This window comes from Paraburkholderia franconis (assembly GCF_009362735.1).
Taxonomy (GTDB): domain Bacteria; phylum Pseudomonadota; class Gammaproteobacteria; order Burkholderiales; family Burkholderiaceae; genus Paraburkholderia; species Paraburkholderia franconis.
The window spans coordinates 220,529-241,120 of the sequence record NZ_WHNP01000006.1; the positions used below are offsets into that span (position 1 = coordinate 220,529).

Genomic DNA, 20,592 nt, shown 5'->3' on the forward strand with positions numbered 1-20,592 from the left:
GGGGCACCATTGTAGCTTCCCCTTCAAGATGGCAAGTTACACGCGTAACAGCGGTTACAGTCTTTACAGTCAAGGCGCGGGGCCCCGATGACGGGCTTCTCAGACGTGCGCGCAGCGCCTCGCGAGCACGGCAAGCTCGCGAAAAAAGTCGGGATCGAGCATGTCGGCTGCAATCAGAAGCCGATGTAATTTGCCGCCCTCGTCTTCCAGTGACAGCATCAGAAGACAGTCGCTCCATTGGCTGCATCCAACGATCCGGCCCTGAGCGCGCAATGTTCCCATCCGGCTCCAGACCGATACTCCATCCGGCCCGATTTTAAATGCGCGCGGCTCGTTGCGCGCATGACGGACGGTTGCGAGCGCGAGAATGGCGAAAACAGCCGTACCCGTCATCGCAGCCCGGACGACGCCGAAACGGGGCGCGACAGTCGCCCAGACGGCGGCAACGGAGACGACGATGAACAGCGCCGTCGCCAGATACAACGCGGCGGACCGCCGCAGCGCGACACGCTGCGAGGGTCCGCCGTTCGGTGCGAGACGAGAAGCGTCCGCTGCGGGAGCATTTGCCGGACGAACCGGCGACGACGATGTTGCCGTCAAACGCTCAGGCGCGCTTGAAAACCAGCGTGCCGTTCGTGCCGCCGAACCCGAACGAGTTCTTCAGCGCGACGTCGATCTTCATCTCCCGCGCCGTGTTCGCGCAGTAGTCGAGATCGCATTCCGGGTCCTGGTTGAAGATGTTGACGGTCGGCGGCGACACCTGATGATGCACGGCCAGCACTGTGAACACCGATTCCAGACCGCCAGCGCCACCGAGCAGGTGACCCGTCATCGACTTGGTCGAGTTCACGACGACGCTCTTCGCGTGATCGCCGAATGCGCGCTTGATGCCCGTGGTTTCCGCGAGGTCGCCCAGTGGCGTCGACGTGCCGTGCGCGTTCAGGTAGTTCACCGAATCGGGGTTCACGCCGGCGTTCTTCATCGCCGCGATCATGCAGCGGCGCGCGCCGTCGCCGTCTTCGAGCGGTGCGGTCATGTGGTACGCGTCGCCGCTCATGCCGTAGCCGCTGACTTCCGCGTAAATCTTCGCGCCACGCACCTTCGCATGCTCGTATTCCTCGAGCACCATGACGCCCGCGCCCTCGCCGAGTACGAAGCCGTCGCGGTCCTTATCCCACGGACGGCTGGCCGTCGCCGGATCGTCGTTACGCTGCGACAGTGCGCGCGCCGCCGCGAAGCCGCCGATACCGAGAGGCGACACCGTCGATTCCGCGCCGCCCGCGATCATCACGTCGGCATCGCCGTATTCGATCAGGCGCGACGCCTCGCCGATGCAGTGCAGACCCGTCGTGCAAGCCGTCACCATCGCCAGGTTCGGGCCCTTCAGGCCGTATTTGATCGACAGATGGCCCGAAATCATGTTGATGATCGACGCGGGCACGAAGAACGGCGAAATGCGGCGCGGGCCACGGTTCAGCAGTTCCGTCTGCGTGACTTCGATCATCGGCAGGCCGCCGATGCCCGAGCCGACCACGACGCCGACGCGCTCCGAATTGACTTCGGTGATCTCGAGGCCGCTATCCTGCATCGCCTGGATGCCGGCCGCCACGCCGTAATGGATGAACGTATCCATATGGCGCGCTTCCTTGCCGGGAATGTAGTCCTCGACATTGAAGCCCTTCACTTCGCCGGCGAAGCGGGTGGAGAAGTTCGACGCGTCGAACTTCGTGATGTTGGCGATGCCGGACTTGCCTGCGACCAGATTGGCCCAGCCGTCGGCAACATTATTGCCAACAGGCGAAATAAGCCCCAGGCCTGTAACAACAACACGACGACGGCTCACGGTAACCCCTTTTCCATAGATGACAAAACAAAAGCCACGGTCGCCACAGGAAAGCGCCCTGTGAGTCCTGTGGCTGTTAACCTGACGAACGCTGACCTGCGCGCTGACGAATACGCTGACCGATACAGTGGCGCGAGCACCAGAAACTGCATCAGTAAGCGCAATGACGAAAGAGCCGACCGTCGCTGCATCGGCCAGTGCGCCTTGGACGGCGCCGTCGGGCTAGCGCGCATGCGCATGGATGTCGGCGCCTGCCCTGCTTGCGCCGCCCCGCGGCGCGACAGGGCGTCCGCTACGGCGGGCGCTGCGACGTTCGCAGCAGCCGAGGCAACCAGGCGGGCGCGAATGACCTTAGGCCTTGACGTTAGCGCGAGCGTAGTCGATCGCCTGCTGAACCGTCGTGATCTTCTCGGCTTCTTCATCCGGAATTTCCATGCCGAATTCGTCTTCGAGAGCCATCACCAGTTCAACCGTGTCGAGCGAGTCAGCGCCGAGGTCGTTCACGAACGATGCTTCGTTCTTGATTTCCGCTTCGGCAACGCCGAGTTGCTCTGCAACGATCTTCTTGACGCGCTGTTCGATATTGTCCATTACCCCTCCAAGGGAAAAAAGTTCATAAATACAGGTGCGCGCATTTTATCAGGTTTGCATCTGTAGAAAAGCGACGCACAAGGTTGCTGTAAAGCCGTCCTATTGGCGCTTTGAATTGCATCAAGGCGCGGATAGTAACCGAATTTGATTACGACATATACATGCCGCCGTTCACGTGCAACGTCGTGCCGGTGATATAACCGGCCTGCGGCGATGCAAGGAACGCCACGGCGTGTGCGATGTCTTCCGGGCTGCCGAGACGGCCGAGCGGAATCTGCGCCTTCAGTGCCGTCTGCTGCTCTTCGGGGAGCGTCTTCGTCATGTCGGTATCGATGAAGCCCGGCGCGACGCAGTTCACGGTGATGCCGCGGCTGCCAATTTCACGTGCAAGCGCACGCGTCATGCCCGCGACGCCCGCCTTCGCGGCCGCGTAGTTCGCCTGACCGGGATTGCCCGCCGAGCCGACCACCGACGTGATGTTGATGATCCGGCCGCCACGCGCTTTCATCATCGGGCGCAAGACGGCGCGCGACAGACGGAACACGGACTTGAGGTTCGTGTCGATCACGGCGTCCCAGTCTTCGTCCTTCATGCGCATCGCGAGCTGGTCTTGCGTGATGCCCGCATTGTTCACCAGCACGTTGAGCGCGCCGAATTCCTTCACAGTGCCTTCGATCAGCGCTTCCGCCGCTGCCGCATCGTTCACGTTCAGCACGGCGCCGCGGCCGTTCAGACCTTCGGCCTTGAACGCTTCCGTGATCGCATTCGCGCCGCTTTCGCTCGTTGCCGTACCGATCACCGTCGCGCCCTGGCGCGCGAGTTCGATGGCGATTGCACGGCCGATGCCACGCGAAGCGCCCGTCACGATCGCGATCTGTTTATCGAGAGTCTTTTCCATCATTGAATTCCGCAGTGTCCTGCAAATGCAGAGCTATTTGATTCGTTGCCGCCTCGCAAGGCGACGTTCAGGCCGTGACGAGTTTCAGCACTTCGTCGAGCGTTGCCGGATCGACAATCGACGCGCCGGCCAGATTGCCGTCGATACGCCTGGTCAGGCCCGCCAGCACCTTGCCCGGACCGCATTCGACCACGTGCGTGACGCCCTGCTTCGCCATCGACTGCACGCATTCGACCCAGCGCACGGCGCCCGCCGCCTGACGAACCAGCGCATCCTTGATGCCAGCCGGCTCGTTGACCACGGCGACATCGACGTTGTTCACGACGGGGATCGACGGCACCTGCACGTCGACGCTCGACAGATACTCGCGAAGCTGATCCGAAGCGGGCTTGAGCAGCGACGAATGGAACGGCGCGGACACGGGCAGCGGCAGCGCGCGTTTCGCGCCCTTTGCCTTCGCGACCTCGCACGCCTTTTCGACAGCAGCCTTGTGGCCTGCGATCACCACCTGCGCGGGCGCGTTGAAATTGACCGCTTCGACGACGCCCGCCGTCGACGCTTCCTTGCACACTTCGCGCACCGAGTCGTCATCGAGGCCGAGAATCGCGGCCATGCCGCCCTGACCGACGGGCACCGCGTTCTGCATGGCCTGCGCGCGAAAACGCACGAGCGGCACGGCTTCGCGGAATTTCAGCGCGCCGGCTGCGACGAGCGCCGTGTATTCGCCGAGGCTATGGCCGGCGACGATGGCGGGCGCCGGACCACCCGCCGTCTGCCACGCGCGAAAGATCGCGTAGGCAGCGGTCAGCATCACGGGTTGGGTGTTAGTCGTCAGGTTCAGGTCTTCAGCCGGCCCTTCGGCGATCAGTTTGCCGAGGTCCTGGTTGAGCGCGTCGGAGGCTTCCTGGAGGGTTTCGCGCACGATTGCGTGATCGGCGAACGCATTGAGCATCCCGACCGACTGAGAGCCCTGCCCCGGAAAAACGAACGCAAATTTCATATCGTCCCCAATTCGATGAATTCAGTTTGTGCGTGGCGCGCGCAGGCCGGCGCAGCCGCTAAGCGGCGCACAGGCACGGTCGCCCGGTCGTCGTCAGAAGCGGATGACCGACGCGCCCCACGTAAAGCCGCCGCCCACGCCTTCGATCAGCACGTTGTGGCCGCGCTGGATGCGTCCGTCGCGAACCGCGACGTCGAGCGCGAGTGGAATCGACGCCGCCGACGTATTGCCATGTTCGTGCACGGTGACGATCATCCGCTCCTGCGGCAGGCCGAGCTTGCGGCACGTGCTCTGCATGATACGGATATTGGCCTGGTGCGGAATCAGCCAGTCGATCTGCTCGGGCTTGAGATCGGCCTTCTGCAGCGCTTCGATAGCGACCTTTTCGAGCACGTTGACGGCAAGCTTGAACACCGCCTGGCCGTCCATATGCAGGAACGCGCTGCCTTGCACGATGCCGCCATGCACATTGCCCGGCGTGCAGAGAATGTCCGAGTGGCTGCCGTCCGCATGCAGAGCGCTTGCCAGCACGCCCGGCTCGTCCGATGCCTGCAACACGACAGCACCCGCGCCATCGCCGAACAGCACGCACGTGGTGCGGTCGTTGAAATCGAGGATGCGCGAGAACGTTTCAGCACCGACCACCAGCGCAGTACGATGTTGCCCGCTTCGAATGAAGCTGTCAGCCGTCGCAACGGCATAGGCAAAACCTGAGCACACGGCCTGCACATCGAACGCGGCGCCGTTGTTCTTGATGCCCAGCTTCTTCTGCAGCAGACAGGCGGTGCTCGGGAACACGAAGTCCGGCGTCGACGTGGCGACGATGATGAGATCGATCGATTGCGGATCGACGTCGGCGGCTTCGATCGCGCGTTGCGATGCGATCAGCGAGAGTTCGCTCGTCGTGACATCGGGATCGGCGAAGTGGCGCGCATGGATGCCCGTGCGGGCCACGATCCATTCGTCGCTCGTCTCGATGCCCTGCTTCGCGAGACGATCAGCCAGTTCCTGATTGGAAACGCGGTTCGGCGGCAGATAGCTGCCCGTGCCCAGCACGCGGGAGTAGATAGTGGATTGAGCCATTATGCCTTCGGGGATAGTGCGCTGTAGGGCTCGGCCGGCTGGCCAGAAATCGGACCCGCGATCGGGCTCGCCATCTGGCTTGCGGAACCCGCGCCGCCCGCTTCGCGCGTCGCCTGTTCAAGTGAACCCGCGTTCTCCTCCATCGCGCGGGCAAGACGTTCCAGAACGCCATTTTTGACGGCATCATACCCGCGTTTGATTGCCCACTCAAACGCGTAGGCGTCGGCCGAACCGTGACTCTTGATCACGAGCCCGCGCAGGCCGAGGAGCGCCGCGCCGTTGTATTGCCGATGATCGACACGCTTCTTGAAACGCAGCAGCACGGGCAGCGCGAGCAATGCCATCACCTTGGTCATCCATGAACGGCCGAATTCTTCCTTGATGATGTCAGAGAGCATCTGCGCAAGACCTTCTGACGTCTTCAGCGCAACGTTACCGACGAAGCCATCGCAGACGATCACGTCGACGGTGCCTTTGTAGATATCGTTGCCTTCCACGTTGCCGCGGAAGTTCAGCGTGCTGGTGCGCAGAAGCTCGCCTGCGCGCTTGATGGTGTCGTTGCCCTTGATGACCTCTTCGCCGATATTCAGGAGCCCGATGCTCGGGCGCTCCTTGCCTTCGACGGCCGACACCAGCGCGTGTCCCATCTCGGCGAACTGCAGCAGATGCTGCGGCTCGCAGTCGACGTTCGCGCCGAGGTCGAGCATGGTCGTGTAGCCGGTGGGATTGGGCAGCGCGAACGCGATCGCCGGACGTTCGATGCCCGGGAGCGTTTTAAGAACATAACGGGAAACGGCCATCAGCGCGCCGGTGTTGCCGGCGGAGATACAGGCCTGCGCCTCGTCTTCCTTGACGCGATTGAGTGCAACGCGCATCGACGAGTCTTTCTTCTTACGAAGCGCGACTTCAACCGGATCGTCCATTGCGACGATCTCGGATGCAGGTACGACCGTGAGTGCCGGATCGTCCGCCGCCTTCAGCTTTTTCAGCTGCGCTCGAATCGCGCTTTCGATGCCGACGAGCATCAGATGCGCATCGGGATGCGAGCGAACGAAGTTGACAGCAGCGGGAACAGTCACGGACGGCCCGTGGTCGCCTCCCATGCAATCTATCGTGAGCTTTACAGTCATGGAATGCGACGAATTTCAGGCACAAAAAAGCGGCAGTTGAATGCCGCCTTTTCGATGAACCGGGAAAATGTCAAGCGAGCCGATCGCCACGCGAAACGCCAACGCGTTGAACCCCGGATGGGAAATCCCAACTGAGCCCAACTGAGCGCATGCCGGGCGATTAGTCGTTCTTCGTCTTGACGACTTTCTTGCCGCGGTAGTAGCCGTTCGGGCTGACGTGGTGACGCAGATGCACTTCACCCGTGCTCGGCTCGACAGCCAGCGGTGCTGCGTTGAGGAAATCGTGCGAGCGATGCATACCGCGCTTCGACGGCGACTTCTTGTTTTGTTGAACTGCCATGATAACTCCTGAAAATTTTCCGAATTCTAACACAGCCCGATGCGGCAACCGCCATAGGCCGCGTGGCTGAAACCATCGCGCCTGGCGCGCCCTATCGCGCTCCCATGCAACTGTTCAGTGCTTCTTGCCGCCGGACCCGCCCGATTTCAGGCCCTCGAGCACCGCGAAAGGATTTGGCCGCTTCGGTTCTTCACCCTCGCCGACTTCGCCTCTGGCGGCATCTTCGCCTTCCACCTTCGCGGCGTCTTCGCCTTCCTGCCCGCTAGCGCCCGACGCGAGGCTCTCGTGCACTTCAGGACAGACGTCGTGCTTCGGCACGAGCGGCAACGAAAGCAGCAATTCCTCTTCGATCAAGTCGACAAGATCGAACTGGCGTGACCCAACGATCACATCGACTTCATCCTCGTCCAGAGGAAACTCTTCAGCTTCCTCTTCGGCCTTGACGATCCGGTAAGTCGCATCGACGTTGAACGCCTGCTCATACGGAGACAGGCAACGCTGACATTCGAGCCATGCGGCGCCGTGAATCGCGAGCCTCAGATACGGCTGCGGACCCTCGGTGCCATCGTCCTGCAATTCCGGCTGCATCGCCCCTTCGGCTTGCCAGGTGAACGCGGCGTCGCGATCTGGCGCTTCCTCCGGGACTTCGTTTAACATGCGCGGCAGTTGCGAGACGCGCACGGTACCCGCGGCCTGACGTCCACTTCGGGCAAATTCGAACAGGTCGAATTCGCGCGGGTCGACGAGACCAGCAGGTTTGCCAGGATGTTGAGTCATGTGCGCTCCTGCGTCGGCAAGGGTTTTAGCCGGTTAAATCGCCATGCCTTGTTTCTGCCGCCACCGACGTTTGCGTCCGCGTAGCGCGCCATACGGCAAAGCATACCGATGAAAAGCCCAAAATCATATCCGTTTTGTCTTTTCGAGTCAAACACTTAAGACCGACCATGCGAAGGCGTTCGCGCCCGCCTTTTTGCATTCGGTTTTGCCTTCAGATCGAGGTTCCATTTCAGCATGCCGGATTTCCCCAAACGCCCACCCCGCCTGATTCTGGCGTCGAGTTCGCCGTATCGCCGCGAGCTGCTCGAACGCTTGCGCATTCCGTTCGATGTCATTGTGCCCGCCATCGACGAAACGCCGCATGCAGGCGAATCGCCGGAAGCGACGGCGCTGCGTCTCGCGCAAGCCAAGGCGCACGCGGTCGCCAATGGACTCGCCGCCGGCGATCCGGCGCTCGTCATCGGCTCCGACCAGGTCGCGACCTATGACGGGCACCAGATCGGCAAACCCGGCACGCACGAGAAAGCGCTGGCGCAACTGCAAGCCATGCGCGGCCGCGAAGTGCTGTTTCATAGCGCACTCTGTCTGTTCGACAGCCGGTCGGCCACCGCGCAAGCTGCCGACGTGATCACCCGCGTACGGTTTCGCGACCTGCCGGATGCCGCGCTCGACGCATATTTGCGCGCCGAAACGCCCTACGATTGCGCCGGCAGCGCGAAAGCCGAAGGTCTTGGCATTGCGCTCCTCGCAGCCATCGAATCCGACGATCCGACCGCGCTGATCGGCCTGCCGCTGATCGCGCTCACGCGGATGCTGCTCGCCGCGGACTATCCGCTACTGGAGGCGCAATGAGCGGTGTGCTCTATCTGATTCCGAACACACTCGGCGACGGTGACGCCGCCGCGCTCGACGCCGTCCTGCCCGCGCCGGTTCGCGCACGGGCTGCAGCGCTGCACTATTACATAGGCGAAAACGCGAAAACGACGCGCGCATTCCTGAAAAAAGTCGGGACGGAGCGGCCAATCCAGGAAATCGAGATCCGCGAACTGAATGTGAACACGCCGGCCGGCGAGATCGACAAACTGCTCGCGCCCGTCCTGGCGGGAACGGACGCCGGACTAGTGTCGGAAGCGGGTTGCCCGGCCGTCGCGGATCCGGGCGCGCTGCTCGTGAGGCGCGCGCACGAGCGCGGCGTCAAGGTCGTGCCGTTCGTGGGGCCGAGTTCCATCCTGCTTGCGCTGATGGCGTCGGGACTGAACGGCCAGAGCTTTGCGTTTCACGGCTACTTGCCCGTCGACGCCAACGAGCGCGTAAAACGCCTGCGAGACCTGGAGCAGCAGTCGCGCAAAGCCAGGCAGACGCAGATTTTTATCGAAACACCCTATCGAAACCGCGCGCTACTCGATGCGCTGATCGCGACCTGCGCGCCGTCGACGCTGGTCTGCGTCGCCGTCGACCTGACACTGGAAAGCGAAACGATCGTGAGCCGGACGGTCATGGACTGGAAGAAGAAGCCCGCGCCCGATCTGCATAAGCGCCCGGCGATCTTTCTGATTCTGGCGACCTGACTTTGGGAGGATGGTGGCCAAATTCCCGGCCACCGCACTGCCGGCGCGTTATCGAAGGTTCAGCTTTCCTATCGTCGCCATCGCGTGCACGGCGCCGCTGCCGACCGCCGCGCCAAACTTGCGCGCTACGCGATCCGTGATGCTTTCCTTCACCGTGTAATCCACGACGTCCGGCGCCTTGATGATTTCCCGGGCGACGAAATCGGTGTCGCCGAAGCCGTCCGCGAGCCCCAGCTCGACGCTCTTCTCGCCCGTCCAGAACAGACCCGAGAAAATATCGGGCGCGTCTTTCAGCCGGTTGCCGCGGCCCTGCTTAACTGCGTCGATGAACTGCGCGTGGATCTGATCGAGCATCGCCTGCGCATGTTCGTCCATCTTCGGCGTGTCTGGCGAGAACGGATCGAAAAAGCCCTTGTTCTCGCCGGATGTGCGCATCCTGCGCTGGATGCCCAGCTTGTCCATCAGGCCCGTAAAGCCAAAGCCGTCCATCAGCACGCCAATCGAGCCAACGATGCTCGCCCTGTCGACGTAGATCTTGTCGGCGGCCGCCGCAGCGTAGTAACCGCCCGACGCGCACATGTCGCCGACGACGACATACAGCGGAATAGACGGATATTTGGCGCGCAATCGACGAATATCGCGGTAGATGATGCCCGCTTGCACGGGGCTGCCGCCCGGGCTGTTGCAACGCAGGACCACGCCCGCAGTGCCGGCGTCATCGAATGCGCTTTCCAGCGCCGTATCGATATCTTCTGCGTTCGCGTTCGTATCTGCGGAGATCTCGCCGTCGAGTGCGATGAGCGCCGTATGCCGTCCCGTGGTCGCGACCTTCTCGCCGCTGAAATCGAAGATTGCCAATCCGATGAGGACCAGCACACCGAGGAACATGAACCTGAAGAAGATGCGCCAGCGACGGGCGGCGCGCTGCTCCTTGATTGCGGCAAGCGCCACCCGCTCTAGCGCGCCGCGCTCCCAGTTCAGTTCGTCGGCGGCCGCGCCGCGACGGGATTCACGGCCTGCTGCAGCCGGTTCCTGGGGATCGGGAGTGAGATTGTCGGACATGCGTCGCCGCCAGATGGAACGGGGTTTGGAAATGAAGCCGAGAAATCAGGCAGATGCAGGAAGCAGATCGTGGTCCGGGAGCCAGAACACCGCGCGGCCTTCGGGCGTGTCGCGTTCGTCGACCTGCACCGGGCGAAGCCTGCCGCCCCGACACGGACCACCGACGCATTTACCCGTATCCGGCGCGTAAATCGCGCCATGCGTAGCGCACATCAAGTATAAACCGGACGATTCGAAGAACTGCCCCTCGCTCCAGTCCATCTCCATCGGCACGTGCGCGCAGCGGTTCAGATAGCCATACGCGACGCCGTCATAGCGGACGAAGAAGACGACGGCATCGCCGCCCGCGTAGGTCGCGTTGCGGCGGATGCCCATGCCGCCGTCTACGAGTTCCTCGGACGCGCAAATACGCACAGGCTCCAGCACAGCGTCCGTCATGCGTGCTCCCGCAGCCAGCCCGACAGCGAAGCGACGCTGTCCGCGACGTATTTCGGCTCGAGCGCCGCCAGCGAATCGGCGGGATGCGCACCATATGTGACGCCTATTCCCGAAACGCCCGCATTGATGGCCATCTGCAGATCGTGCGTGGTATCGCCGATCATCACCGTGCGCACGGGATCCTGCCCCAGTTCGCGCGTCAGTTCGTGCAGCATGGCGGGGTGCGGCTTCGAGAATGTCTCGTCAGCGCAGCGCGTGCCGTCGAAAAGGCTCGTGAGCCGCATCTGGTCCAGCGCCCGATTCAGCCCGACGCGGCTTTTGCCCGTCGCGATCGCGAGCAGATAGCCTTGATCGCGCAGATCGGCCAGCATTTCGCGCACGCCCGCGAACAGCTCCGTCGTCTGATCCTTCACCAGATAGTGGAAGCGGTAGCGCTCGGCGAGGCGCGGATAGTCGGACGGATCGAGCGTCGGCGCGGCAATCTGCAGCGCGTCGCGCAAGCCGAGCCCGATCACGAAGCTCGCGGCTTCGTCGGCGGGCACGGGCAGGCCGAGGTCGCGGCACGCGGCCTGGATGCTGCGGGTGATGTGGACGGTCGAATCCATCAACGTGCCGTCCCAATCGAAGACGATCAGATCAAATTGCTGCCTAGCCATGCGTTCCCGTCTCGTTTGGTGATTGTCTGCCGTGCGCGTCGTCCTGCGCTTTGCCCTGTTGCGCGCCCATTTGAGCAAGCTGCTCGACGAAGCGCCGGCAGTCGGCGGGCAAAGGCGCCTCGAACTGCAGCGTCTCGCCGGAGGCCGGGTGCGTCAGCTTCAGCCGGTACGCGTGCAGGAACATGCGCTTCAGTCCAGGTTGTGCGTTGGCGCGCGCGAGCGCCTTGTTCAGCGCGAAATCGCCGTATTTTGCGTCACCGACGATCGGCAGCCCGAGATGCGCCAGATGGACGCGAATCTGATGAGTCCGCCCCGTTTTCAGCTCTGCCTCCAGCAACGCGTAGCCGGGCCAACGGTCGACGAGGTTGAAAATAGTGTGCGATGGCAAGCCGTCCGGTTGCACGCGCACTCGCCGCTCGCCATCCGGCAGCAGATACTTGTGAAGCGGCTCCTTCACCGCGCGCCGACGGCCCCAGTCGCTCGCCCATTCGCCGTGCACGCACGCGTAGTAGCGCTTGTCCATCCGGTTTTCGCGGATCTGCTCGTGCAGATCGACGAGCGCCGTGCGTTTTTTCGCCAGCATCAGCACGCCCGACGTCTCGCGATCCAGCCGATGCACCAGTTCGAGAAACTTCGCCTGCGGGCGCGCGGCACGCAACTGCTCGATCACACCGAACGCGACGCCGCTGCCGCCGTGCACCGCGACGCCAGCCGGCTTGTCGATGACGAGCAGATGTTCGTCCTCATAGACGATGTCGAAATGCGCGGACGGCACAGGGGCGTTCACGGCCGGCTCGTCGGCCCGCGCAACTCGCACGGGCGGCACGCGCACCAGATCGCCATGAGCGAGCCGGTATTGCGCGTCGACCCGGCCCTTGTTCACGCGCACTTCGCCGCTGCGCAGAATCCGATAAATATGACTCTTCGGCACGCCTTTACAGACGCGCAACAAGAAGTTGTCGATACGCTGGCCGGCCGCGCTGTCGTCGATTTCGATCATCGACACCTGATCGCTTGCGACCGCGCTCGCGACCGATTTCTGGGATGTTTTGCCTAACTCTTTCATTCTGAATATAATTTGGCCAGCAGTCTGCGGCGGCCGACTATATAAGATCGGCGCATTAAACCGAATCGCGGGTGGATTGTGCAGGTGCAAGCTATAAAGCGCTATTTTACTTGTGCCGGGGGCTGGTTGCTCGCCCTGAAAATGAGATGCAACAAGTTGCACGCACGGATCACGACACGGCAGGGACGGCGCCCACAGGCACGTTCGGTCACTGTCGGCTCCGTCGGTAACGGAATTTTGGTCAAAAAGAATTTGACTGGCGAGCTTCGGCAGCGGACGGCTTTGATGTCTCTGATGTCCCCTTGGCGCGAAGCGGCCGGTGGCGAAAATACGGCGTGCGCCCGAGGCGTCCCGCAGAAAGTGCGGGACATGGCGACGTCAAAATGATGCGAGACACCCCGAGCGGGCGCAGCGCGCGTTGTGAGCGAGCTTCCCCGCTGCGGCAAGACTGCGGCCTTTGAACCTGTTGTCCGGACGCGCGCCCAGCTGGCGCGCCGGCGCACGTGGACAAAGGCGTATGCAAGTCGGCTGCCAGGACCCGCGGCGTGTCGGGCCATTATTTGAAGCCGTGTTCGCATGTGCCCTGCGGCTGCGCGTCCAGTTTCCGTCGGACGGCGCCCATTCAAGGCAATTCTCCCGCCATCTTTCCCGCTCCAGCGTGCTTGTGAAAACACAATAAGGCGCGGCATGCCGCTGCCCTTGCCGCCGGCTGGCCGGATTCGATCCCGCGCGCCGTTGGCTCGGACAGGCAGAGCCGCTCTGGAGCCGTTCAATGAAACGCATGTTGTTCAATGCGACGCAGCAGGAAGAACTGCGCGTCGCCATCGTCGATGGGCAAAAACTCATCGACATCGACATCGAAACTGCCGGGCGCGAACAGCGCAAAGGCAATATCTACAAGGGGATCGTAACGCGCATCGAGCCGTCGCTCGAAGCCTGCTTCGTCAACTACGGTGAAGACCGCCACGGTTTTCTCCCGTTCAAGGAAGTCGCCCGCCAGTATTTCCGCGAAGGCATCGACATGCGCTCGGCGCGCATTCAGGACGCCCTCAAGGAAGGCCAGGAGCTGATCGTCCAGGTTGAGAAGGAAGAACGCGGCAACAAGGGCGCTGCCCTCACCACGTTCATCTCGCTCGCCGGCCGCTACCTCGTGCTGATGCCGAACAATCCGCGCGGCGGCGGTGTATCTCGCCGGATCGAAGGCGACGACCGCCAGGAACTGCGCGAAACGATGGCCCAGCTGCAACTGCCGGAAGGCATGAGCATCATCGCGCGCACGGCGGGCATCGGCCGCAGCGCGGAAGAGCTGCAGTGGGACCTCAACTACCTGATGCAACTGTGGCGCGCGATCGAAGCCGCGTCGCAAAGCGGCACGCAAGGTCAGCCGATGCTGATCTATCTCGAATCGAGCCTCGTCATCCGCGCGATTCGCGACTACTTCCAGCCGGATATCGGCGAAATTCTCATCGACACCACGGAAATCCACGACCAGGCGCGCGCCTTCATGGATATCGTGATGCCGGACAATGTCAACAAGGTGAAGCGGTACCACGACGACGTGCCGCTTTTCTCGCGCTTCCAGATCGAGCACCAGATCGAGACGGCGTACTCGCGCACGGTGCCGCTCCCGTCGGGCGGCGCAATCGTGATCGACCACACGGAAGCGCTCGTCGCGATCGACGTGAACTCGGCGCGCGCCACCAAGGGCGCCGACATCGAGGAAACGGCCACGCGCACGAACCTCGAAGCCGCCGACGAAGTCGCTCGCCAGCTGCGTCTGCGCGACCTGGGCGGCCTGATCGTGATCGACTTCATCGACATGGAGTCGGCGAAGAGCCAGCGCGAAGTGGAGCAGCGTCTGAAGGACGCGCTCAAGCACGACCGCGCGCGCGTCCAGATGGGCAAGATCTCGCGCTTCGGCCTGATGGAACTGTCGCGCCAGCGTCTGCGCCCGGCGCTGTCGGAAGGCAGCCACGTGACGTGCCCACGCTGCAACGGCACGGGCCACATCCGCGACACCGAATCGTCCGCGCTGCAAGTCCTGCGGATCATTCAGGAAGAAGCGATGAAGGAAAACACCGCGGCGATCCACTGCCAGGTGCCCGTCGAAGTCACTGCCTTCCTGCTCAACGAAAAGCGCTCGGAAATCAACAAGATCGAGTCGCGCTTCAAGGTCAACGTCGTGCTGGTGCCGAACAAGCACCTCGACACGCCGCATTACAAGCTCGAGCGTCTGCGTCACGACGATGCGCGCCTCGACGATCCGCGCGCCTCGTGGAAGATGGCCGAAGAAGCCGCGCGCGAACTGGAATCGGAAACGGGCTACAGCAAGCGCGCCGAGGACGTGAAACCGAAGCAGGAAGCGGCTGTGAAGGGCATCACGCCGGAGAAGCCGGCGCCGAGCGCCCCGGTCCGCACGCCGGCACCTGCAGCCCCTGCCTCGGCCGAGATGAAGCCCGCGACGGGCGGCTTCGTCGGCTGGCTGAAGGGTCTGTTCGGCATGCAGCCGGCCGCGCCCGCACCGGCTCCAGCGCCCGTCGAGAAGACGGCGAAGCCGGCGCGCGCCGAACGCACCGAGCGCACGGGCGAGCGCGGCGGCGACCGCAACCGCAACCGTCGCGGCGGCGCAGGCGGCCGCGACTCGGCACGTGGCGAAGGCGCGGCAACGCAAGGCCGTCAGGGTCAGCCGTCGCAGCGTCGCGAGGAACGCGAACCGCGCGAAGCACGTGAACCGCGTGGCGGCCGCGAGCAGCGGGAAGGCCGTGAAGCACGCGAGACGCGTCCGGAACGCGTCGAACGCGGTCAGGAGCGCGCGGAACGCACGGAAGCCGCCGAAAACGCGGCGCGTGGTGAGCGTCAGGAGCGCGGTGAGCGCCGCGAACGTGGCGAGCGCCCGGAACGCGGAGAACGCCGCAAGCCGCAGCAGGAAGCCGCTGAAGCGCTGAACCAGAACGAAGCCCAGGCCGACGTCGCCGCACAGGCACAAGCGAGCCTGACGGGCGGCGCTGCCGCCGCCGAAGAAGCGCGTGACGGCGAAGAGCGTCGTCGCCGCCGCCGCGGTCGCCGCGGTGGCCGTCGCGAGCGCGACGAGGAAGGCGTGAACGTGAATACGGCAGCGGACGTGGCCGAAGCGGAAGGCGAAGCGGCGGCAGCCGCGTCGGCGGAAGCGCCTGTTCGCACGCCGGAGCACACGGGCCGTCATGAAGTGCAGCCTCAAGCAACGGCTCCCGCCGGGCAGGAATCTGCAGAAACCGTGAAGCCGGTCGAAGTCGTCGTGGCAGCTGTCGCGACGGGTGCGGCCGTGGTCAGCGAACTGCATGCGTCGGCCGAAACGCCGTCGCTCGCCGTCGAAAAGGCAGCAAAGGCAGAAGCCGTCGTGCCCGCCGATGAAACTCCCGCTGCGCCGCAGGCAGAACCCCAAGCGGCCACGCCCGCTGAGCCCGCAGCCGTCGAGCCGCAGGAAGCTGCGCCCGTGGCCCCTGCCGAGCCCGCTGTCGAAACCCCTGCGCCCGTTGAAGCCGCCCCGGCGGCCCCGTCCGCAGAGGCGCCCACGCCTGCCGCGGTCGAACCCGTCGCAGCCGAGCCCGTCGCCGAGCCGGTGGCAGCAACGCCTGCTGCTCCCGTCGCGCCCGCTACGGAAGCGGCGCCGCCGGTCGTCGAAGCACCCGTCGCAGCTCAGCCGGAAGTCGAGCCGGTCGCCGAGCCCGTCGCGCATGCGGCCCAACCGGAGCCGCAGCCGGCAGAAGCCGCACCTGTGACGACGGCCGCCGAATCGCACGGCGCCCGCACGAACGGAACGGCATCGGCTGGCCTGTCGGGCGAAGCGCTGAAGTCGATGCTGGAAAGCGCCGGCCTCGTCTGGGTCAACACCGACTCCGACAAGCTGCGCGCCGCCCAGGAAGCCGCCGCGCAAGCCGTCAAGCCGGCGCGCGTGCCGCGCGAGCGCAAGCCGCTCCCGCCCGTGGACACGGCGCCGATGCAGCAGGTCGAGACGGTCAAGCATCCGCAGTAAGCGGTCGCTAACCCAGTCTGCGCGGCAACGCCAGGCACCCGAAAAGCCCGCCTCCAAGGCGGGCTTTTTGTTGCCCGTCGTACCGCTACCGCGCGTTCACCCTACTGTGACCGATAAGGCCTTCCGCTAGAATGAAGACTGATATTTCAGAAACGTCATCATGTCCCGACGCATCATTCCCGTTGCCGATGTCAGTGCCATTCCGAACGTTGCCGGCCCCGCTCGCGTGCCGCGCGGCGAATTGACGGATACGCTGTCGCGCCCGCTGCGCGATCTGCGCATCTCGGTGACGGACCGCTGCAACTTCCGGTGCGTCTACTGCATGCCGCGCGCGGTGTTCAACAAGGACTACCCGTTCCTGCCGCACAGCGCGCTGTTGACGTTCGAGGAAATCGAGCGCATCGCGGCGATTTTCGTTGCACATGGCGTCGGAAAAATCCGCCTGACGGGTGGCGAGCCGCTGCTGCGCAAGAACCTGGAATTTCTGATCGAGCGCCTCGCCCGGATGACGACGGCGGCCGGCAAACCGCTCGATCTCACGCTGACCACCAACGGTTCGCTGCTCGCGCGCAAGGCGCGCAGCCTGAAAGACGCCGGCCTGAACCGCGTGACCGTCAGCCTCGATGCGCTCGACGATGCGCTATTTCGCCGCATGAACGATGCCGATTTCGCGGTGCGCGACGTGCTCGAAGGCATCGACGTCGCGCAATCGGTCGGCCTGACGCCGCTGAAGCTCAACATGGTCGTCAAGCGCGGCACGAACGACGGCGAGATCGTGCCGATGGCGCGGCATTTCAAAGGCTCGGGCGCCGTGCTGCGGTTCATCGAATACATGGACGTCGGCACGTCGAATGGCTGGAACATGACGGAAGTGCTGCCGTCGGCGGAAGTTATCGCGCGGATCAGCGAGCACGACCCGCTGATGCCGCTCGAATCGCACAGCGCGGCCGAAACCGCGCAGCGCTGGGGCTACGCGGACGGCACGGGCGAAATCGGCGTGATCTCGAGCGTGACGCGCGCCTTCTGCGGGACTTGCACGCGAGCGCGGCTCTCGACGGAAGGCAAGGTCTATCTGTGCTTGTTCGCGTCGTCGGGCCACGACCTGCGCGCGCTCGTGCGTAACGGCACGAGCGACGAAGGCATCGCCACCGCCATCGCCAACATCTGGCACGCGCGCGGCGACCGCTACTCGCAACTGCGCGGCAGCGCGAGTGCGACATCGATCGCTTCGGCGGCAGAACGGCGTGTCGAAATGTCGTACATCGGCGGGTGAATCCGCGCACCCTCATGACGGTTTCCCGGGACGACATCACCGGCCTGCTGCTCGCCGGCGGACGCGGCATGCGCATGGGCGGCGCCGACAAGGGCCTGCAGACGCTGCACGGCGAGCCGCTCGCGCTGCATGTGCTCAGGCGTCTCGCGCCGCAGACGGGGCCACTGCTGATCAGCGCGAACCGCCACATGCCGCGCTACGAGGCGCTCGGCGCGCCCTTTCACGCGAAAGTCATCGGCGATACGCTGCCCGATTTTCCCGGCCCGCTCGCCGGTCTGCTCGCGGGTTTGCGCGCGGCGCGCACGCCGTTCGTGCTGTCGGCGCCTTGTGATACGCCGGGCTTGCCCGACGATCTCGCCGAACGCCTCGCGTCCGCGCTCGACACACAACACGCTGACATCGCCACCGTCACCACCACGGACGCCCTGGGCAATACGTCGATCCATCCCGTGTTCGCGCTGCTGCGCACGTCGCTCGCCGACGACCTCGAAGGCTGTCTGCAAGCGGGTGAGCGCAAGGTCCGCACGTGGTACGCGCGCCACAAGGCCGTCGAAGTCGCCTTTCCGGATGAGCGCACGTTTTACAATATCAATTCATTGCAGGAACTTGCCGACCTCGAACGACGTTGAAGGTTTCTGCCGTCATTTGCCGCGATCGCCCGGCCGCCGCACCGCATCCCGTCGCGACGCTCCCCTTTCATGACCACGCTGAACGAAACCTCGAGTTGCGTCGCACAGTACGACGCCCAAGCCTTGCCGGTGTCCGCCGCACAGGCGATCGTCCGCGAATGGGCCACGCCCGTCACCACCATTGAACGGGTCCCGCTGCACGACGCGCTGAACCGCGTGCTCGCGCAGGACATCGTGTCGCCCATCGCCGTGCCCGCGCACGACAACTCCGCGATGGACGGCTACGCGTTCTCCAGCGCTGCGCTCGGCGGCGTGGCGAGTGAGATTGCGTTGAGCGTCGCGGGCAAGGCGCTCGCGGGTCATCCGTTCACTGGCGAGATCGCCGCCACGCAATGCGTGCGCGTGATGACGGGCGCGACGATGCCCCCCGGCTGCGACACTGTCGTGCCGCAAGAGAACGTCGCGCGCGACGACGACACGATCCGTTTCTCCACGCTGACATTGAAGGCGGGCGCGAACCGCCGCCTCGCGGGCGAAGATCTCGCGCGCGGCGCAGTCGCGCTGAAGGCGGGCCGCATCGTGCGCGCATCGGACCTCGGGCTGCTGGCGTCGCTCGGCATCGGCGAGATGCCCGTGCGGCGGCGCCTGCGCGTCGCGTTCTTTTCGACGGGCGACGAGCTGCGCTCGATCGGCCAGCCGCTCGATGCGGGCTGCGTCTACGACAGCAACCGCTATACGCTGTTCGCGATGCTCAAGCGTCTGCATCTCGATCCCATCGATCTCGGCGTGATCCGCGACGAGCCCGCCGCGCTCGAAGACGCGTTGCGCACGGCTGCGGCGAGTGCCGATGTCGTGATAACCTCCGGCGGCGTTTCCGTCGGTGAAGCCGATCTGACCAGGCAGATGCTGCGCGTGCTCGGCGACGTCGCGTTCTGGAGTCTCGCGATGCGCCCGGGCCGACCGCTCGCGTTCGGCCGCATCTGGTCGGGCGGCAAGCCCGGCGTGGGCGAGCCGGCCATATTCTTCGGCTTGCCCGGCAATCCCGTCGCGGTGATGGCGACGTTCTACCAGATCGTGCGCGAAGTGCTGCTGCTGATGTCCGGCGCGAACGTGACCGCGCCTGCACAGGTCCGCGCGGCGTGCCGCCAGCCGATCCGCAAGCGGCCGGGCCGCACCGAGTTCCAGCGCGGCGTCGCCGAACGCGACGCGCAAGGAGAGTGGCACGTCACGCCGACGGGCTCGCAAGGCTCCGGCGTACTCAGTTCGATGAGCGAAGCAAACTGCTTCATCGTGCTTGCCCACGAACAGGCCGACCTCGATCCGGGCGACGCCGTCGACATCATGCTGTTCGACGGCCTCATCTGAGCGAGCACGGCCGGCATGCTTTTCACGCAATCCAATACGACTACGGGTTTGACTTATATGAAAAAACAGATCTCGTTCATTGCACCGGGGCAAACCGCAAAGGCACTGATCCTCGTGTACCTGACGTTCAGCGTGCCGATCGTTCTGCTCGGCGTGCTGGTTGCGTTCATCCGTTACGGGTCGATGGAACTGAGCACGGTGTTCAGCGCGCTGCTGCTTAACGCGATTCTGGGTTTCATCCTGCTGTGGATTGCGTGCCACGCGTACAACTGGGTGGCGTCACGCTTCGGCGGCATTGAAATCCAGCTGAGCGACGTGCCGGAGGAAGCATGATGTCAGCGACGATCCGCGCAGCCACGCCCGCCGACGTCGGCGCGATGCTCGCACTGATGCGCGAACTGGCCGAGTTCGAAAAGCTCACGCATCTGTTCATCGCGACCGAGGAAGGCGTGCACGATGCGCTGTTCGGCGCGCGCCCTTCGGCGGAAGCGCTCGTCGCCGACCGCGACGGCAAGATCATCGGCTACGCGCTCTTCTTCCACAACTACTCGACGTTCCTCGGACGCCGCGGGCTGTATCTCGAAGACCTGTACGTGCAGCCCGCCGAGCGCGGCACGGGTCTGGGCTCAACGATGCTGCGTCATCTGGCGGCATTGGCCGTCGAGCGGCAATGCGGGCGGTTCGAATGGTCGGTGCTGGACTGGAATCAGACCGCCATCGACTTCTATCAGAAGATGGGCGCGACCGTGTTGCCGGACTGGCGCATCGTGCGCGTGACGGGCGACGCGCTCGAACAACTTGCATCGAGCGCGGGCTGATCCGCTGTCTGCATGGCCGTGAATCAGAAATCGCGAATCAGAA

At 64.2% G+C, this 20,592-nt stretch carries 21 protein-coding genes; 8 read left to right on the forward strand and 13 right to left on the reverse strand.

Features of this window, described 5'->3' with window-relative positions; all coding sequences use genetic code 11:
- Window positions 1-99: 99 nt before the first annotated feature.
- The 9 genes from GCT13_RS09220 to GCT13_RS09265 all read right to left on the reverse strand — a co-directional run bounded on the left by GCT13_RS09220 (window position 100) and on the right by GCT13_RS09265 (window position 7,662).
- On the reverse strand, window positions 100-600 hold the full coding sequence (locus tag GCT13_RS09220) for a protein YgfX (protein ID WP_227746766.1): 501 nt from the start codon (window positions 598-600) through the stop codon (window positions 100-102).
- Between the two features lie 4 nt (window positions 601-604).
- Window positions 605-1,843 carry a beta-ketoacyl-ACP synthase II gene (fabF, locus tag GCT13_RS09225; protein ID WP_321574263.1) on the reverse strand — a complete coding sequence of 413 codons (1,239 nt, stop codon included), beginning with the start codon at window positions 1,841-1,843 and terminating at the stop codon, window positions 605-607.
- Between the two features lie 351 nt (window positions 1,844-2,194).
- Entirely contained in the window at window positions 2,195-2,434 is a 240-nt protein-coding gene (gene acpP / locus GCT13_RS09230) for an acyl carrier protein (protein ID WP_004197638.1), read from the reverse strand.
- 148 nt (window positions 2,435-2,582) lie between these two features.
- Entirely contained in the window at window positions 2,583-3,332 is a 750-nt protein-coding gene (gene fabG / locus GCT13_RS09235; RefSeq protein WP_152757153.1) for a 3-oxoacyl-ACP reductase FabG, read from the reverse strand.
- Window positions 3,333-3,399: 67 nt separating this feature from the next.
- Entirely contained in the window at window positions 3,400-4,332 is a 933-nt protein-coding gene (gene fabD / locus GCT13_RS09240) for an ACP S-malonyltransferase (RefSeq protein WP_152757155.1), read from the reverse strand.
- A 93-nt stretch (window positions 4,333-4,425) separates the two neighbouring features.
- Complete coding sequence (locus tag GCT13_RS09245) at window positions 4,426-5,415, reverse strand: beta-ketoacyl-ACP synthase III (RefSeq protein WP_152757157.1); 990 nt, start codon at window positions 5,413-5,415, stop codon at window positions 4,426-4,428.
- A complete protein-coding gene (plsX, locus tag GCT13_RS09250; RefSeq protein WP_152757159.1) occupies window positions 5,415-6,545 on the reverse strand; it encodes a phosphate acyltransferase PlsX in 1,131 nt (376 codons plus the stop codon). Before plsX ends, GCT13_RS09245 begins: the two co-directional genes overlap by 1 nt.
- 160 nt (window positions 6,546-6,705) lie before the next feature.
- Entirely contained in the window at window positions 6,706-6,885 is a 180-nt protein-coding gene (gene rpmF / locus GCT13_RS09260) for a 50S ribosomal protein L32 (protein ID WP_007741736.1), read from the reverse strand.
- A gap of 114 nt (window positions 6,886-6,999) precedes the next feature.
- The gene (locus GCT13_RS09265; protein WP_152757163.1) at window positions 7,000-7,662 is read right to left on the reverse strand and encodes a DUF177 domain-containing protein; all 663 of its coding nucleotides are present in this window, start codon (window positions 7,660-7,662) and stop codon (window positions 7,000-7,002) included.
- Window positions 7,663-7,896: 234 nt separating this feature from the next.
- Between GCT13_RS09265 and GCT13_RS09270 the strand changes: the two genes are divergently transcribed.
- Together GCT13_RS09270 and GCT13_RS09275 are read left to right on the forward strand one after the other, a co-directional pair.
- Entirely contained in the window at window positions 7,897-8,514 is a 618-nt protein-coding gene (locus tag GCT13_RS09270) for a Maf-like protein (protein WP_152757165.1), read from the forward strand.
- On the forward strand, window positions 8,511-9,230 hold the full coding sequence (locus GCT13_RS09275) for an SAM-dependent methyltransferase (protein ID WP_152757167.1): 720 nt from the start codon (window positions 8,511-8,513) through the stop codon (window positions 9,228-9,230). Before GCT13_RS09270 ends, GCT13_RS09275 begins: the two co-directional genes overlap by 4 nt.
- 48 nt (window positions 9,231-9,278) lie before the next feature.
- Here GCT13_RS09275 and GCT13_RS09280 read toward each other — a convergent pair whose 3' ends face one another.
- The 4 genes from GCT13_RS09280 to GCT13_RS09295 are packed head-to-tail and all read right to left on the reverse strand — an operon-like array spanning window position 9,279 to window position 12,452.
- Window positions 9,279-10,292, reverse strand: coding sequence for a S49 family peptidase (locus tag GCT13_RS09280; protein WP_152757169.1), 1,014 nt, complete (start codon window positions 10,290-10,292; stop codon window positions 9,279-9,281).
- Between the two features lie 45 nt (window positions 10,293-10,337).
- Window positions 10,338-10,730 (reverse strand): Rieske (2Fe-2S) protein, encoded by a 393-nt coding sequence (locus GCT13_RS09285; RefSeq protein ID WP_152757171.1) that lies wholly within the window; start codon window positions 10,728-10,730, stop codon window positions 10,338-10,340.
- Window positions 10,727-11,386 (reverse strand): HAD-IA family hydrolase, encoded by a 660-nt coding sequence (locus tag GCT13_RS09290; protein ID WP_152757173.1) that lies wholly within the window; start codon window positions 11,384-11,386, stop codon window positions 10,727-10,729. Before GCT13_RS09290 ends, GCT13_RS09285 begins: the two co-directional genes overlap by 4 nt.
- The gene (locus GCT13_RS09295; protein ID WP_152757175.1) at window positions 11,379-12,452 is read right to left on the reverse strand and encodes an RluA family pseudouridine synthase; all 1,074 of its coding nucleotides are present in this window, start codon (window positions 12,450-12,452) and stop codon (window positions 11,379-11,381) included. The genes GCT13_RS09290 and GCT13_RS09295 overlap by 8 nt, the downstream gene beginning before the upstream one ends.
- Before the next feature lie 772 nt (window positions 12,453-13,224).
- On the opposite strand from GCT13_RS09295, the gene GCT13_RS09300 reads away from it, so the two are divergent.
- The 6 genes from GCT13_RS09300 (at window position 13,225) to GCT13_RS09325 (ending at window position 20,549) form a co-directional block, all read left to right on the forward strand.
- The gene (locus tag GCT13_RS09300; RefSeq protein WP_152757177.1) at window positions 13,225-16,464 is read left to right on the forward strand and encodes an Rne/Rng family ribonuclease; all 3,240 of its coding nucleotides are present in this window, start codon (window positions 13,225-13,227) and stop codon (window positions 16,462-16,464) included.
- Window positions 16,465-16,624: 160 nt separating this feature from the next.
- Window positions 16,625-17,737 carry a GTP 3',8-cyclase MoaA gene (gene moaA / locus GCT13_RS09305; protein WP_152757179.1) on the forward strand — a complete coding sequence of 371 codons (1,113 nt, stop codon included), beginning with the start codon at window positions 16,625-16,627 and terminating at the stop codon, window positions 17,735-17,737.
- Window positions 17,738-17,751: 14 nt separating this feature from the next.
- Window positions 17,752-18,366 carry a molybdenum cofactor guanylyltransferase MobA gene (mobA, locus tag GCT13_RS09310; RefSeq protein WP_152757181.1) on the forward strand — a complete coding sequence of 205 codons (615 nt, stop codon included), beginning with the start codon at window positions 17,752-17,754 and terminating at the stop codon, window positions 18,364-18,366.
- A 69-nt stretch (window positions 18,367-18,435) separates the two neighbouring features.
- Window positions 18,436-19,731, forward strand: a complete 1,296-nt coding sequence (gene moeA / locus GCT13_RS09315; protein WP_152757183.1) for a molybdopterin molybdotransferase MoeA — start codon at window positions 18,436-18,438, stop codon at window positions 19,729-19,731.
- 57 nt (window positions 19,732-19,788) lie between these two features.
- The gene (locus GCT13_RS09320; RefSeq protein WP_152757185.1) at window positions 19,789-20,064 is read left to right on the forward strand and encodes a hypothetical protein; all 276 of its coding nucleotides are present in this window, start codon (window positions 19,789-19,791) and stop codon (window positions 20,062-20,064) included.
- Window positions 20,064-20,549 carry a GNAT family N-acetyltransferase gene (locus GCT13_RS09325; RefSeq protein ID WP_152757320.1) on the forward strand — a complete coding sequence of 162 codons (486 nt, stop codon included), beginning with the start codon at window positions 20,064-20,066 and terminating at the stop codon, window positions 20,547-20,549. The genes GCT13_RS09320 and GCT13_RS09325 overlap by 1 nt, the downstream gene beginning before the upstream one ends.
- Window positions 20,550-20,592: the final 43 nt, after the last annotated feature.